The organism is Amycolatopsis pigmentata, from assembly GCF_042684065.1.
Classification (GTDB): Bacteria; Actinomycetota; Actinomycetes; order Mycobacteriales; family Pseudonocardiaceae; genus Amycolatopsis_E; species Amycolatopsis_E pigmentata.
On sequence record NZ_JBHUKR010000006.1, the window covers coordinates 827,623 to 841,876 of the forward strand.

Sequence of the window (14,254 nt, forward strand, 5' to 3'; positions counted from 1 at the left end):
CGGATCCCCTGCGAACAAAGGAACCCCTCGCCGTTCGCGGCGAGGGGTTCCTTGTTTTGCGGTGTCAGGCGCGCGTCATCTTGCGCAGTACGTACTGGAGGATGCCGCCGTTGCGGTAGTAGTCCGCCTCGCCGGGTGTGTCGATCCGGACGAGAGCGTCGAAGGAGACCGCCGAACCGTCTTCCTTGGTGGCGGTGACCCGCACCGTGCGCGGCGTCTCGCCGTCGTTCAGCGCGGTGATGCCCTCGATGGCGAACGTCTCCGTGCCGTCGAGGTGCAGCGAGGAAGCCGACTCGCCCTCCGGGAACTGGAGCGGGATCACGCCCATGCCGATCAGGTTCGACCGGTGGATGCGCTCGAAGGACTCGGCGATCACCGCGCGCACCCCGAGCAGCCGCGTGCCCTTGGCCGCCCAGTCGCGCGACGACCCGGACCCGTACTCCTTGCCGCCCAGCACGACCAGCGGGATCCCGGCCGCCGCGTAGTTCTGCGCGGCGTCGTAGATGAAGGCCTGCGGACCGCCCTCGAGCGTGAAGTCGCGCGTGTAGCCGCCCTGCACGTTGTCCAGCAACTGGTTGCGCAGCCGGATGTTCGCGAAGGTGCCGCGGATCATCACCTCGTGGTTGCCACGGCGTGAGCCGTAGGAGTTGAAGTCCTTGCGCTCGACGCCGTGCTCGGTCAGGTAACGGCCGGCGGGGGAGTCGGCCTTGATCGCGCTGGCCGGCGAGATGTGGTCGGTGGTGACCGAGTCACCGAGCTTGGCCAGCACCCGGGCGCCGGAGATGTCCTCGACCGGTGCCGGCTCGACCTGCATGCCCTCGAAGTATGGGGGCTTGCGCACGTAGGTCGACTCCGCGTCCCAGGCGAAGGTGTCGCCCTCCGGGGTGGGCAGCGACTTCCAGCGCTCGCCGCCGTCGAAGACGTCCGCGTAGTCCTTGCTGAACATCTCCTGCGTGATCGCGGAGTCGATGGTCTCCTGGATCTCCTGCGGCGAGGGCCAGATGTCGCGCAGGAACACGTCGTTGCCCTGCGCGTCCTGTCCGAGGGGCTGCTCCTCGAAGTCGAAGTCCATCGTCCCGGCGAGCGCGTAGGCGATCACCAGCGGCGGCGAGGCCAGGTAGTTCATCTTCACGTCGGGGTTGATGCGGCCCTCGAAGTTCCGGTTGCCCGACAACACCGACACGACGGTGAGATCGTTCTCCTGCACGGCGGCCGAGATCTCCTCGGGCAGCGGGCCGGAGTTGCCGATGCACGTGGTGCAGCCGTAACCGACCAGGTGGTAGCCGAGCTTCTCGAGGTAGGGCCAGAGACCGGCCTTTTCGTAGTAGTCGGTGACCACCTGCGAGCCCGGCGCCATCGAGGTCTTCACCCACGGCTTGACCGAAAGGCCCTTGTCCACGGCGTTGCGCGCGAGCAGTGCCGCGCCCAGCATCACCGAAGGGTTGGAGGTGTTGGTGCACGAGGTGATCGAGGCGATCACCACCGCACCGTGGTCGAGGACGAACTCACCGCGCTCCGCGGACTTCACCGTCACCGGCTTGCTCGGGCGGCCCGACGAGCCGTTCGCGGCCGAAACCGGCTGGACGGCGTCCTCGTCGGCGAAGGACAGCGACGCGGGATCGCTGGCGGGGAAGCTTTCCTCGACCTTTTCGTCCACTTTGGTGTGCGGGGTCGGGTAGTCCTGCTCGACGTAGTCGTGCACGGACTTGCGGAACGAGGATTTCGCGTCGGTGAGCGGAATCCGGTCCTGCGGGCGCTTCGGGCCCGCGATCGACGGGACCACTGTGGACAGATCGAGCTCGAGGTATTCCGAGTAGACGGCCTCGCGCGCCGGGTCGTGCCACAGACCCTGTTCCTTGGCATAGGTCTCGACCAGGGCGAGCTGGCTCGCCGAGCGGCCGGTCAGCTTGAGGTAGCGCAGGGTTTCCTCGTCGATCGGGAAGATCGCCGCCGTGGAGCCGAACTCCGGGCTCATGTTGCCGATGGTGGCGCGGTTGGCCAGCGGCACCGCGCCCACGCTCTCGCCGTAGAACTCGACGAACTTGCCGACCACGCCGTGGCGGCGCAGCATCTCGGTGATCGTCAGGACGACGTCGGTGGCGGTCACGCCGGCCGGGATCTCGCCGGTCAGCTTGAAACCGACCACGCGCGGGATGAGCATCGACACCGGCTGCCCGAGCATCGCGGCCTCCGCCTCGATGCCGCCGACGCCCCACCCGAGCACGCCGAGACCGTTGACCATCGTGGTGTGCGAGTCGGTGCCGACGACGGTGTCCGGGTAGGCCTGGACGGTGTCGGTGCCTCCAGCGCCGGCGGGCACGGGCCGGGCCATGACGGTCCGGGCCAGGTACTCGATGTTGACCTGGTGCACGATCCCGGTGCCCGGCGGCACGACCTTGAACTCCTGGAAGGCGTTCTGGCCCCAGCGCAGGAACTGGTAGCGCTCGCGGTTGCGCTCGTACTCGATTTCGACGTTGCGCTCGAAGGCGTCCGCGCGGCCGAACACGTCGATGATCACCGAGTGGTCGATCACCAGCTCGGCCGGGGCGAGCGGGTTCACCTTCTCCGGATCGCCGCCGAGTTCGGTGACGGCCTCCCGCATGGTGGCCAGGTCGACCACGCACGGCACGCCGGTGAAGTCCTGCATGACGACCCGGGCCGGGGTGAACTGGATCTCGATCGAGGGGTCGGCCGTGGCGTCCCAGCCGGCCAGCGCCCGGATGTGGTCGGCGGTGATGTTCACGCCGTCCTCGGTGCGCAGCAGGTTTTCGAGCAGGATCTTCAAGCTGTAGGGCAGGCGGTCCGCCCCGTCGACGGCGCTGAGGCGGAACACCTCGTACGAGGAGTCGCCCGCCTTCAACGTGTCTCGGGCGCCGAAGCTGTCCTTGCTGGCAGGTGCGGTCACGTCAAACTCCAGGTCCCCGGTCAGTCGGATTTTCGGGTGTGGGAGCGAGTCTGACGCACGCTCACGACGCCGGGGACGCGGGGAGGCGCGCAGGCTCCCTCCCTTCAAACAGTACGCTTGTCCTTTTTCTGACTCAACCGGGGTGTGGCCTTGCCGACCTTCTCGTTTCGCGGGCTTGGCCCCGGCCGGGTCCGTCCTGAAGGGGGCTACCCGATCGAGAGACCCCCAATGCGGCGAAACCTGCTGCCACCCGCCAAACACGCGTTGGTGGCCGCCCTCCGTCTGTGACAGAAGTGAAACATCGAAACGGGCAATGGGAGGTGGCTGGTGGCGGCTGTGCGCGGCCTGATCGTCGGGACGATGGTGACTGTGGTGGCCGCGCTCGGTGCGGCCGGGACCTGCGCGGCGGTACCGCCACCGCCCCCGAACCCGAGCGACGCCGAGATCGACTCCGGCCGCGCGGCGGCCGACGGCAAGGCCGGCGAGGTCGGCGAGCTGACCAGCAGGGTGGCCAGGGCCGAAGCGCGGCTGGCCGAACTGCGGGCCGCCTCGGAACTCAAGCGGGAACGGGCCAACAAGGCGATGGTCGACCTGGTGGCCGCCCAGGACGCCGCGAACGCCTCCGCCGACGACGCCGCCGCGGCCCGGAAGGAGTCCGGCGCGGCGGACGCGCAGGCCGAGGTGGCCAGGGGAGAGCTCGACCGGTTCGTCACCGCGAGCTTCGAACAGGGCAGCATGATCGGCTCGATCGCGGCCTTCCTCGGTTCGCCCAGCCCCCAGGACCTGCTCGACCGGGTGGAGCTGCTCTCGGCGGTGGGGCGTGGCCGGAACGACGCCGTGCGGACGATGGACCAGGCCAGCACGGACAAGGCCAACAAGGACGCGGCGGCGCGCGCGTCCCTGCGGACCGCACGGCAGAGGCAGGACGAGGCGGCGCAGGCGCAACGCGACGCCGACGCCGCGCGGGACGAAGCCGAACGGGCCGATCAGGACCAGGTGGCCGAGACCGCCCGGCTGGAGTCCGAACGTGACACCGCCGAGCGGCAGCTTTTCGCCGCTCAGCAACGGGTCGACGGGCTACGGGACCAGCGCCGGGCCTACGACGACTGGGTCGCGCGGCAGCAGAGTGAGGAGCAGCAGGCGATTCGCCTGGTTTCGGCCAAGACCGGCGGGGGCAAGACGGACAACGCGCCTTCGGTGGCGGCCCCGGCCGCGCCCCCGGGTTCCTCGCCGCTCGTCGAGCGCGTCGTTTCCCGGGCGTTGGCGCAGGTCGGCAAGCCCTACGCGTGGGGCGGCGGCAACTCGAACGGCGCCACCCGGGGCATCCGCGACGGCGGGGTCGCCGATCGCTACGGCGACTACAACAAGATCGGCTTCGACTGTTCGGGCCTGATGGTCTACGCCTTCGCGGGCGTGGCCACGCTGCCGCACTACGCCGGTTACCAGTACAACGCCGGGCGGCACGTGCCATTGGCCCAGATGCGGCGGGGCGACATGCTGTTCTGGGGCGTGCGCGAGATTCATCATGTCGCGCTCTACCTGGGCAACGGCGTGATGGTGGAAGCGCCCGAGTCCGGCAAGACGGTGCGCGTGACTCCGGTGCGCTACGCCGACATCGTGCCCTTCGCCACCCGCGTCGTCGGCTGACCACCCCGGTCATGGCGCGAGGGCATTGAGATCTTCCAGGGCCCGCTTCCGTCCGTGGGAGAAGATCACCGAGGTGCGGAACTGCACGATTTCCTTGCGGGCGCTGAGTTTGTCGACCAGGAAGCTGTGCAGGTGTGCCACGTCGGTGACGCCGAGGTGCAGCAGGAAGTCGTCGCCCCCGGCGAGCACGAACACCGCCATCACTTCGGGCATCGCCAGGGCCTCGTCGTGGAACCGGCTGATCAGCGCGCGGCTCAGCGGCCGGATCTGGGCGAAGACCAGCGCCTGCACCGATCGTCCCAGTGACGCGAGGTCGACGTCGGCGTGGAAACCGGTGACCAGGCCACGCGATTGCAGTCTGCGGATGCGTTCGGAGCAGGTGGACGCCGCCACCCCGACCACGTCGGCAAGGTCGCGCATGGGTATCCGCGCGTCCCGTTGAAGTTCATGGACGATCTGCCGGTCCACCCGATCCAGGTTCGAATTTTCGATCATCTTCCGAACATATCCCAGGACTGGCCCGATCACTGCCGGGATTCGATGCATCATTGCCGCGTGAATCGAACAGATCTTCCGCCGAGTCTCGATGAGTACGAGCATGAGGAACTGCGGGTGGTCCGTGGGCCTCGCAGCGGCATCACGATCGCCGTGGCCGTGCATTCCACCTCGCGGGGACCCGCCATCGGAGGGTGCCGGCTCAAGCCGTACTCCTCGGTCGGCGAGGCCGTGGCCGACGTGCTGCGTCTTTCGCGCGCGATGACGCTCAAGTGCGCTTTGGCCGATCTTCCCCACGGCGGCGGCAAAACCGTCGCCGTCGTGCCCGGCTCGCCGATGAACCCACACGCGCGCGAAGAGCTGATCCTCGACATCGCGGACACGATCGGCCAGTTGGGCGGGCGCTACATCACCGGACCCGACATCGGGACCACGCCCGAGGACATGGCACTGATCCACCGCCGCACTCCCGGAGGGGCCTTCTGCCGCCCCGAAACGCTCGGTGGCAGCGGCAACTCCAGCGCCGCGACCGCCCGTGGGGTCCGAGCCGCCCTCGACGCCGCGGTCGGCCACGTCCACCACGCCGACTCCGTTGCGGGCCTGCGGATCGGCGTCATCGGCTTCGGCAGCGTCGGACGTCTGCTCAGCGAGTCGCTGGCCGCCGACGGCGCCAACGTGATCATCACCGACGTCAACGACCGGTTACGGTCATCGGCGCTGGACCGCGGCATCGCCTGGACCGGCGCGGACCTGCTGCGCGAGGACCTCGACGTGCTCGTTCCCGCGGCCACCGGCGGACTGCTCGACGCCGACGCCGCCACCGCCTGCCGGGCGCGCCTGGTTGTCGGCCCCGCCAACAACCAGCTCGCCAGTGACGACATCGACGCCCGGCTGCGCGAGCGGGGCATCACGTGGGTGCCGGACGTGATCGCCGGCGCCGGCGGCATCATCCACGCCGTCTGCCGCGAAGAACTGGCCTGCGACGAGCAGGAGACGAACGCGAGGATCGACGCCATCGGCGCCAAGGTCACCCGCATCCTGACCCACGCCGATACCCACGAGATCACCACACTGCAGGCCGCCGACGCCGTGATCGCCCACCCCGAACCGACGCCCGCCCGATGGCCATGGAGCACACACAGACCGTGACCGCGGCACCTTCTCCGTCCCCGGCACCGGCCGTTCCGCACAGCGCGTCTCGCGAGCTCAAAGTCGTGCTCGTCGTGCGCCAGGATCTGCCGACCAGTCAGGCCGTCAACGCCGCGACGGTCCTGGGAGCCAGCGTCGGGACCGCCCTGCGTCTCCCGCTGGGCCCCGACGCGGTCGATGCCACCGGGACCCGCTACAGCGGCATCGTCACCACCCCGGTCCCGATACTGGCGACCGACTCCGCCGAACTGACCAGGCTCTATCGCCTCGCCAGCGAGCGCGAGCAGGTGACTGTGCTGTGCCTGACCGAAACGGCTCGGCGCGCCCGCACCTACGAGGCATACCTCGGCGACCTCGCCGCCACCCCTGAATCCGACACCGACATCGTCGGCCTGGTCGTCGCCGGTCCCCGCAACCAGGTCACCAAGCTGACCAAGAAGTTACCGCTGCTGTCCTGATCCCCCCGGTGCGTGGCCCGGCCGCGTCATCGGCACGTGTCGCGGGCCGCGACGGTGCCATACCCGTGGAAGACTGTCCCCTGTGCGGACCGCGGGGATAGTGCTGGCCGGCGGGGCGGCCCGCCGGTTGTCCGGTGTGGACAAGCCCATGCTGGAACTCGACGGGGTTCCGTTGCTACGCCGGGTGATCACCGCGCTGGCCGGCGCCGGGCCCATCGTCGTGGTCGGCCCGGAGCGGCCCGGGATGCCGGACGTGCGGTGGGCACAGGAGTCCCCGCCGGGTGGCGGTCCGGTGGCCGCGCTCGCGGCGGGCCTGGCCCTGATGCCAGGCGACACCGGCATCGTGGTCGTCCTGGCGGGGGATCTCGTCGCGGTACGGAAGTCCACTGTGGACAAACTGGTGGGTGCGCTCGGCGCCGCGGACGGCGCTGTGCTCACCGACGACGAGGGCAGGTTCCAGTGGCTGATCGGTGCCTGGCGGCCGGGCCGTCTGCGGGAGGTTCTGCCGGCCTCGCCGGAGGGCAAGGCGCTGCGGGCGGTGCTGGGCGGGCTGTCGATCGTGCCGGTGCCCGGGGCTCCGGGGGAGAGCGCGGATGTGGATACCCCCCGTGACCTCGACCGGCTCACGCGCAGCTCACAGCCCTCATACCGCACCCTGAGTTGACTATCGGTACGGTCGCAGGAGGCGAACGTGAGCGAGGAGGATCCCTTGACCGAGGCGGGCCACCCGGAGGGCACGAACGGGCAGCAGTCCACCCCGGCCCGGGACGCGCAGCTGCTCGAACGAACGGTGCTCGAGGTCAAGCGCGTGATCGTGGGGCAGGACCGGCTGGTGGAACGGCTGCTGGTCGGGCTGCTGTCGAAGGGGCACCTGTTGCTGGAAGGTGTGCCCGGCGTGGCGAAGACCCTGGCCGTGGAGACCTTCGCGCGCGTGGTGGGCGGGTCGTTCTCCCGTGTGCAGTTCACCCCCGACCTGGTGCCGGCGGACATCCTCGGCACCCGCATCTACCGGCAGGGCAGCGAGCGTTTCGACGTCGAACTCGGTCCCGTGGTGGCCAACTTCGTGCTCGCCGACGAGATCAACCGCGCACCGGCGAAGGTGCAGTCGGCGATGCTCGAGGTGATGGCCGAGCGGCACGTGTCGATCGGCGGGCGTACTTTCGGCATGCCCGACCCGTTCCTGGTGCTGGCCACGCAGAACCCGATCGAGAACGAGGGCGTCTACCCGCTGCCGGAGGCGCAGCGCGACCGGTTCCTGTTCAAGATCGTCGTCGACTATCCGACCGCGGAGGAAGAGCGCGAGATCATCTACCGGATGGGCGTCACCCCGCCGGAACCCCACGAGGTGCTCACGCCGGTGGAACTGGTCCGGCTGCAGGGTGTGGCCTCGACCGTGTTCGTGCACCACGCGCTCGTCGACTACGTGGTGCGGCTCGTGCTCACCACCCGTACTCCGGCGGAGCACGGGCTGACCGACGTGGCCGGCTGGGTCTCCTACGGCGCTTCGCCGCGCGCCAGCCTCGGCATCATCGCCGCCGCGCGGTCGCTGGCGCTGGTGCGGGGGCGTGACTACGTGCTGCCGCAGGACGTGGTGGACGTGGTGCCTGACGTGCTGCGCCACCGGCTCGTGCTCTCCTACGACGCACTCGCCGACGCGGTGCCCCTGGACCACATCATCAACCGGGTGCTGCAGACCGTGCCGTTGCCGCAGGTCTCGGCCCGCCCGCACGGCGGACCGGGCCAGCCGGTCCCGGCCGGGGTGCCGGGCCGGTGAGCCGCGCCGGAAAGCACTGTCAATGACACCACTTGCGTCGACCCGCGGCTGTCAAGGTGACCGTAGAGCGCGCCCTCGCAAGGTCGCGGAGGAATAGAATGACGGGGAAAGAGACCGAACGACCTCGTTGGGCGCCGCCGGTCCTGCGGGGGGACCGTCTGGAAGCCGGCCTGCGCACGCTCGAACTCGACGTGCGCCGCAGGCTCGACGGGTTGTTGCAGGGCAACCATCTCGGGCTGGTGCCCGGTCCCGGGTCGGAGCCGGGGGAGGCGCGCCCCTATCAGCCGGGCGACGACGTGCGCCGCATGGACTGGGCGGTCACGGCACGGACCACGGTGGCGCACATCCGGGAGACGGTGGCGGACCGGGAGTTGGAGACGTGGGTGGCCGCGGACCTCTCGCCGAGCCTGGACTTCGGGACCGCCCTGTGCGAGAAGCGTGATCTGGTGGTCTGTGCGGTCGCGGCGATCGCGCATCTGACGGGGGGCGGCGGGAACCGCCTCGGCGCGGTGCTGTCCAACGGTGCGGACACCGTCCGCGTCCCGGCACGGGGCGGGCGCGCCCACGCGCGCGGCCTGCTGCGCAAACTCGCCGAGTTGCCGAGGGCGGCCGAGGGCACGCGCGGTGAACTGAGCACCATGATCGAGCAGTTGCGCCGCCCGCCGAGGCGTCGCGGCCTGGTGGTCGTCGTGTCGGACTTCCTCGGTGCCACGAGCTGGGAACGGCCGTTGCGCGCGCTGTCGGCCCGGCACGATCTGATCGCGGTGGAGGTCCTCGATCCCCGTGACGTGGATCTGCCCGAGGTCGGCACCGTGGTGCTGGCCGACCCGGAAAGCGGCAGGCAGCGCGAGGTGCGCACGTCGGCGTTGCTGCGCCGCGAGTTCGCCGCGGCCGCGCAGGCGCACCGTGACCAGGTGGCACGGGCGCTGCGCCAGGCCGGTGCGGCGCATCTGGTGCTGCGCACGGATTCGGACTGGATCGCCGACACCGTGCGTTTCGTGGTGACACGCAAGCGGCGCTGGTCAGGCGGCGCCGCATGAAGACGCATCTGCTGACGCGCGGATGTCAGGGTGACCACGGTGACGTCGCGGGGGAACAGGCATGAGTGTGAGCGGGTTCAGCGCTCCTTGGTGGTTCCTGCTGCTGCTGGTGGTCGCCGCGGTCACCGTCGGCTACCTCGTCGCGCAGCGTGCGCGCCGCAAGCGGACCATGCGGTTCACCAACCTGGAACTGCTGGACAAGGTCGCGCCGCGGACGCAGGGATGGTCCCGGCACGTGCCGGCCGCGCTGATCATCGTCGCGTTGACCCTGCTGACCGTCGGGCTCGCCGGGCCCACCGCCGAGGCGAAGGTGCCGCGCAACCGGGCCACCGTGATGCTCGTGATCGACGTGTCGCTGTCGATGGAGGCCACCGACGTCAAACCGACGCGGATCAGGGCGGCCCAGGACGCCGCGACCGCGTTCGCCAAGGGCCTCACCCCGGGCATCAACCTGGGGCTGGTGTCCTTCGCCGGCACCGCGACCGTGATGCAGCAGCCCACCACCGAACGGCAGCCGGTGGTCGCCGCGATCGACAATCTCAAGCTGGCTCAGTCGACCGCGACCGGGGAAGGGATTTTCGCGGCGCTGACGGCGATCCAGGGCTTCTCGTCGGTGGTCGGCGGCGCCGATGGCCCGCCTCCCGCGCGTGTCGTGCTGATGAGCGACGGCAAGCAGACCGTGCCCGACGACCTTTACGCCCCGCGCGGAGCGTTCACCGCGGCCCAGGAGGCGCGGAAGGAACAGGTGCCCATTTCGACGATCTCGTTCGGCACCGACCACGGCACGGTCACCATCGACGGCCGCGAGGTGCCGGTGGACGTCGACGACGGCTCACTGCACGAGGTCGCCCGTCTTTCCGGGGGCGAGTTCTACCAGGCCGGTTCGGCCGAACAGCTCAAACAGGTCTATTCGGACCTCGGCGAGCAGATCGGCTACGAGGTGAAGGACACCGACGCGAGCAGGCCGTGGGTCATGCTCGGCACGTTCTCGTTGATCGTGGCGGCGGGCAGCGCGTTGTTCGTGGGACAGCGACTGCCCTGAGCCGGCGTCAGGCGCCGGTGGAGAAACCGTGCTGGCGCCAGGCTTCGTAGATCGCGATCGCGGCGGTGTTCGCCACGTTGATCGACCGTGAGCCGGGCATCATCGGCACGCGCAGGCGGTCGGTGATCTCCGGCAGTGCCTGCACCTCGTCGGGGAGCCCGACGGACTCGGGGCCGAAGAGCAGGACATCGCCCGGCTGGTAGGCGATGTCGGTATAACAACGGGTCGCGCGTGCGCTGAAGGCGAAGACGCGGGCGGGGAGCAGGGCGCGCCAGGCCGCGTCGAGGTCCGGGTGGACGCTCACGTGCGCGAGGTCGTGATAGTCCAGCCCCGCGCGGCGGAGATGCTTGTCCTCCAAGGCGAAACCGAGTGGCTCGACCAGGTGCAGCTGTGAGCCGGTGTTGGCCGCGAGCCGGATCGCGTTGCCCGTGTTGGGCGGGATTTCCGGCTGGTAGAACAGAATGCGGAACATTGTTTTTCGCCACTCGTCGTTCTCTTCCCGCGCAAGGTTACCCGGGCTGGGTCCGGGGCAGAGCGGCGCCGTGCTCGGCGGTGGCGTCCGCGTTGATCCACGATGTCGTCGCCGTGTCCCGCATCTTGAGGTAGACCAGCAGTGACGCGAACACGACCGCGGTGACGTAGTAGAAGAACCAGGATTCGTGGCCTGCCTGCTTGAACCACAGCGCGATGTATTCGGCCGTGCCGCCGAAGATCGCGACCGCGAGCGAGTACGGCAACCCGACACCCAGGGCACGGACGGTGGTGGGGAACAGCTCCGCCTTCACCACCGCGCTGATCGAGGTGTAGGCGGCGCTGACCGCCAGCGGGACGGTCATCAGCCCGAACGCGGCCACCGGGTTCTTCGTGTGCGCCAGCAGGGTCAGCGACGGCACCGTGATCAGCGTGCCGAGCACCCCGAAGGCGATCAGCATCGGGCGGCGGCCGACGCGGTCGGACAGGGCGCCGAAAATCGGTTGCAGGACGACGAAGACCACGAGCGCGCAGAAGTTGATCCAGGCGGCCGTCGGCTTGCTGATCCCGCTGGTGTTGACCATGAACTTCTGCAGGTAGGTGGTGTAGGTGTAGAAGAACAGCGTGCCGCCCATGGTCAGGCCCAGCACCAGGGCGAATTCGCGGGGATGGCGCGCCAGCTCCCGGATCGTCCCGTTCCTGCCGTGGCGGTCGGCCTTCTTCGCGGCTTCGAAGCTTTCCGACTCGTCCATGCCCCGCCGGAGCCACAGCACGATCAGCGCGCCGAGGGCCCCGATGCCGAAGGCGATCCGCCAGCCCCAGCCGGCCATCTCGGCGGGAGTGAGGACTTGCTGCAGCACGATCTGCACGGCCAGCGCGACCAGTTGACCGGCGATGAGGGTGACGTACTGGTAGCTGGAGTAGTAGCCCCGCCGGGAACGGGTGGCCACTTCGGACATGTAGGTGGCCGAGGTCGAGTACTCACCGCCGACCGAGATTCCCTGCACGAGCCGGGCGAGTAGCAGCAGAATCGGCGCGACGAGGCCGATCGAGCCGTAGCCCGGGGTGAGCGCGATCAGCAGGGATCCCGCGGCCATCAGCGTGACCGAGAGGGTCAGCGCCGCGCGGCGGCCGAAGCGGTCGGCGTAGCGGCCGAGGATCCACCCCCCGATCGGGCGCATCAGGAACCCGACCGCGAAAACGCCCGCGGTGTCGAGCAGTTGAGCGGTCGTGTCGCCCTTCGGGAAGAAGGTGGCCGCGAAGTACACGCTGAACGCGGCGTAGGCGTACCAGTCGTACCACTCGATCAGGTTGCCGATCGAGCCGCGAAGGATGTTGCTGACCACCCGCCCGTGCGGGGCGGGCACGGCTGCCTCTGTCGTCATCGGCTGACTCCTTCGTCCGTGGTCTCAGTATTTTTTTGATGAACGCGCCCAGCCGATCTTGTGGCCAGGGCCTACCTGGAGCGCCCTACTCTCGTTGAGCCGGTAGAGCCCTGCCCCCAAGATCGGCTACCTTCGGGTGGCGCGTCTGGCCGGTAATTTGACCAGACAACTGACGATTTGCGGACTGTCTCCCCAGCACATTCGACGATCGACAGGCTTACCGGCAAGTCCTCTCCGGACGGCCTTCGCCCTGACCGGGGACGATTACTCTCCGGTAGTGGCGTGGGTGATGCCGGTCCCGGGGCCAGCGGTTAACCTCAGCGCGGAGCATGTGAGAAGCACAAGCGCGAGGAGTGGCACGTGGGAAGGTCCGTTCTGGTTACCGGCGGCAATCGCGGCATCGGGCTGGCGATCGCCCGGGGGCTCGCCGACGCGGGGCACGCGGTCGCGGTGACCCACCGCGGTTCCGGCGCGCCGGACGGACTGTTCGGCGTGCAGGCCGACGTCACCGACACCGAGCAGATCGACGCCGCGTTCAAGCAGGTCGAGGAGCACCAGGGGCCGGTCGAGGTGCTGGTGTCCAACGCCGGGATCACCGAGGACACCCTGCTCATGCGGATGAGCGAGGACCAGTTCACGCGGGTGATCGACGCGAACCTGACCGGGGCCTACCGGGTGGCGAAACGCGCTTCGCGCGGGATGCTCCGGGCGAAGTGGGGCCGCTTCGTCTTCATCTCCTCGGTGGTCGCGCTCTCCGGCAGTGCCGGGCAGGTCAACTACGCCGCGAGCAAGGCCGGGATGATCGGCATGGCGCGGTCCCTGGCCCGGGAACTGGGGTCGCGCAACATCACCGCCAACGTGATCTCTCCCGGCTTCGTCGTCACCGACATGACCGACGCGCTCACGGAGGATCAGCGAGCCGCCACGCTCGCCCAGATCCCGGCCGGCCGGTTCGCCGAGCCGTCCGAGATCGCCGGTGCGGTGCGGTTCCTGGCCTCCGACGACGCGGCCTACATCAACGGCGCGGTGCTGCCCGTCGACGGTGGCCTGGGCATGGGCCACTGACACTGGCGGACTTTCCCTCCCGATCCGAAGAACCGAAAGGACTAGCGTGCCCGGACTGCTCGAAGGTAAGCGGCTGCTGATCACCGGTGTCATCACCGACGCTTCGATCGCGTTCCACGCGGCGAAGGTGGCGCAGGAAGAAGGGGCGAAGGTGGTGCTCACCGGCTTCGGCAGGCTGTCGCTGGTGGAGCGGATCGCCAAGCGCCTGCCCGAGCCCGCGCCGGTGATCGAACTGGACGTGCAGAACCAGGAACACCTGGACACCCTCGCCGACCGGGTGCGCGAACACGTCGACGGCCTCGACGGGGTCCTGCACGCGATCGCGTTCGCGCCGCAGACCTGCCTGGGCGCGCCGTTTCTGAACGCGCCGAAGGAGGACGTGTCGGTCGCGGTCGAGGTATCGGCGTACTCGTTCAAGTCGCTCGCGGTCGCGGCGCTGCCGTTGCTCGGTCCCGGCTCTTCGGTGGTGGGCCTGGATTTCGACGCTCGTGTGGCGTGGCCCGCCTACAACTGGATGGGCGTGGCCAAGGCCGCGCTGGAGTCGGTCAACCGGTACCTCGCCCGGGAACTCGGTCCCTACGGTGTCCGCGTCAACCTGGTCGCGGCGGGGCCGGTGAAGACCATGGCGGCGAAGTCGATCCCCGGTTTCAGCGAACTCGAAAGCGGCTGGGGAGACCGCGCGCCGCTCGGCTGGAAGGCCGAGGACGCGACGCCGGTCGCCAAGACCATCTGCACGGTCCTCTCCGACTGGCTGCCCGCCACCACCGGCTCGATGATCTGGGTCGACGGCGGCGTCCACGCCCTCGGCCTCTGACCGAGGGGA

General features: G+C 69.5%; 13 protein-coding genes. 9 read left to right on the forward strand and 4 right to left on the reverse strand.

The genetic code is table 11. The features are described 5' to 3' along the window. Positions 1–64: 64 nt before the first annotated feature. On the reverse strand, positions 65–2,905 hold the full coding sequence (locus ACFSXZ_RS11715; protein WP_378264274.1) for an aconitate hydratase: 2,841 nt from the start codon (positions 2,903–2,905) through the stop codon (positions 65–67). 327 nt (positions 2,906–3,232) lie between these two features. On the opposite strand from ACFSXZ_RS11715, the gene ACFSXZ_RS11720 reads away from it, so the two are divergent. Continuing rightward, on the forward strand, positions 3,233–4,552 hold the full coding sequence (locus tag ACFSXZ_RS11720; protein WP_378264276.1) for an NlpC/P60 family protein: 1,320 nt from the start codon (positions 3,233–3,235) through the stop codon (positions 4,550–4,552). A 9-nt stretch (positions 4,553–4,561) separates the two neighbouring features. Here the strand turns inward: ACFSXZ_RS11720 and ACFSXZ_RS11725 are convergent, their stop codons facing one another. Then, positions 4,562–5,047 carry an Lrp/AsnC family transcriptional regulator gene (locus tag ACFSXZ_RS11725; protein ID WP_378264278.1) on the reverse strand — a complete coding sequence of 162 codons (486 nt, stop codon included), beginning with the start codon at positions 5,045–5,047 and terminating at the stop codon, positions 4,562–4,564. A gap of 60 nt (positions 5,048–5,107) precedes the next feature. Between ACFSXZ_RS11725 and ACFSXZ_RS11730 the strand changes: the two genes are divergently transcribed. From ACFSXZ_RS11730 to ACFSXZ_RS11755, 6 genes are all read left to right on the forward strand, one after another. Next, complete coding sequence (locus ACFSXZ_RS11730; RefSeq protein WP_378264280.1) at positions 5,108–6,196, forward strand: Glu/Leu/Phe/Val dehydrogenase dimerization domain-containing protein; 1,089 nt, start codon at positions 5,108–5,110, stop codon at positions 6,194–6,196. Continuing rightward, on the forward strand, positions 6,193–6,654 hold the full coding sequence (locus ACFSXZ_RS11735) for a DUF2000 domain-containing protein (RefSeq protein WP_378264282.1): 462 nt from the start codon (positions 6,193–6,195) through the stop codon (positions 6,652–6,654). Before ACFSXZ_RS11730 ends, ACFSXZ_RS11735 begins: the two co-directional genes overlap by 4 nt. Before the next feature lie 82 nt (positions 6,655–6,736). Next, positions 6,737–7,318: a molybdenum cofactor guanylyltransferase gene (gene mobA, locus ACFSXZ_RS11740; RefSeq protein ID WP_378264284.1), complete on the forward strand. Its 582-nt coding sequence runs from the start codon at positions 6,737–6,739 to the stop codon at positions 7,316–7,318. A gap of 45 nt (positions 7,319–7,363) precedes the next feature. Beyond that, positions 7,364–8,428 carry an AAA family ATPase gene (locus ACFSXZ_RS11745; protein ID WP_378264790.1) on the forward strand — a complete coding sequence of 355 codons (1,065 nt, stop codon included), beginning with the start codon at positions 7,364–7,366 and terminating at the stop codon, positions 8,426–8,428. Between the two features lie 98 nt (positions 8,429–8,526). Next, positions 8,527–9,468, forward strand: a complete 942-nt coding sequence (locus ACFSXZ_RS11750) for a DUF58 domain-containing protein (protein WP_378264286.1) — start codon at positions 8,527–8,529, stop codon at positions 9,466–9,468. 61 nt (positions 9,469–9,529) lie between these two features. Continuing rightward, positions 9,530–10,510, forward strand: coding sequence for a VWA domain-containing protein (locus ACFSXZ_RS11755; RefSeq protein WP_378264288.1), 981 nt, complete (start codon positions 9,530–9,532; stop codon positions 10,508–10,510). Between the two features lie 7 nt (positions 10,511–10,517). Here the strand turns inward: ACFSXZ_RS11755 and ACFSXZ_RS11760 are convergent, their stop codons facing one another. Both ACFSXZ_RS11760 and ACFSXZ_RS11765 read right to left on the reverse strand, forming a co-directional pair. Then, a complete protein-coding gene (locus tag ACFSXZ_RS11760; protein WP_378264290.1) occupies positions 10,518–10,982 on the reverse strand; it encodes a tRNA (cytidine(34)-2'-O)-methyltransferase in 465 nt (154 codons plus the stop codon). 37 nt (positions 10,983–11,019) lie between these two features. Then, on the reverse strand, positions 11,020–12,366 hold the full coding sequence (locus tag ACFSXZ_RS11765; protein WP_378264292.1) for an MFS transporter: 1,347 nt from the start codon (positions 12,364–12,366) through the stop codon (positions 11,020–11,022). A gap of 360 nt (positions 12,367–12,726) precedes the next feature. Here ACFSXZ_RS11765 and fabG point away from each other — a divergent pair, with 360 nt between their 5' ends. Both fabG and fabI read left to right on the forward strand, forming a co-directional pair. After that, the gene (fabG, locus tag ACFSXZ_RS11770; RefSeq protein WP_378264294.1) at positions 12,727–13,431 is read left to right on the forward strand and encodes a 3-oxoacyl-ACP reductase FabG; all 705 of its coding nucleotides are present in this window, start codon (positions 12,727–12,729) and stop codon (positions 13,429–13,431) included. Positions 13,432–13,477: 46 nt separating this feature from the next. Then, positions 13,478–14,245 carry an enoyl-ACP reductase FabI gene (gene fabI, locus ACFSXZ_RS11775; RefSeq protein ID WP_378264296.1) on the forward strand — a complete coding sequence of 256 codons (768 nt, stop codon included), beginning with the start codon at positions 13,478–13,480 and terminating at the stop codon, positions 14,243–14,245. The last annotated feature ends 9 nt before the right edge of the window (positions 14,246–14,254 follow it).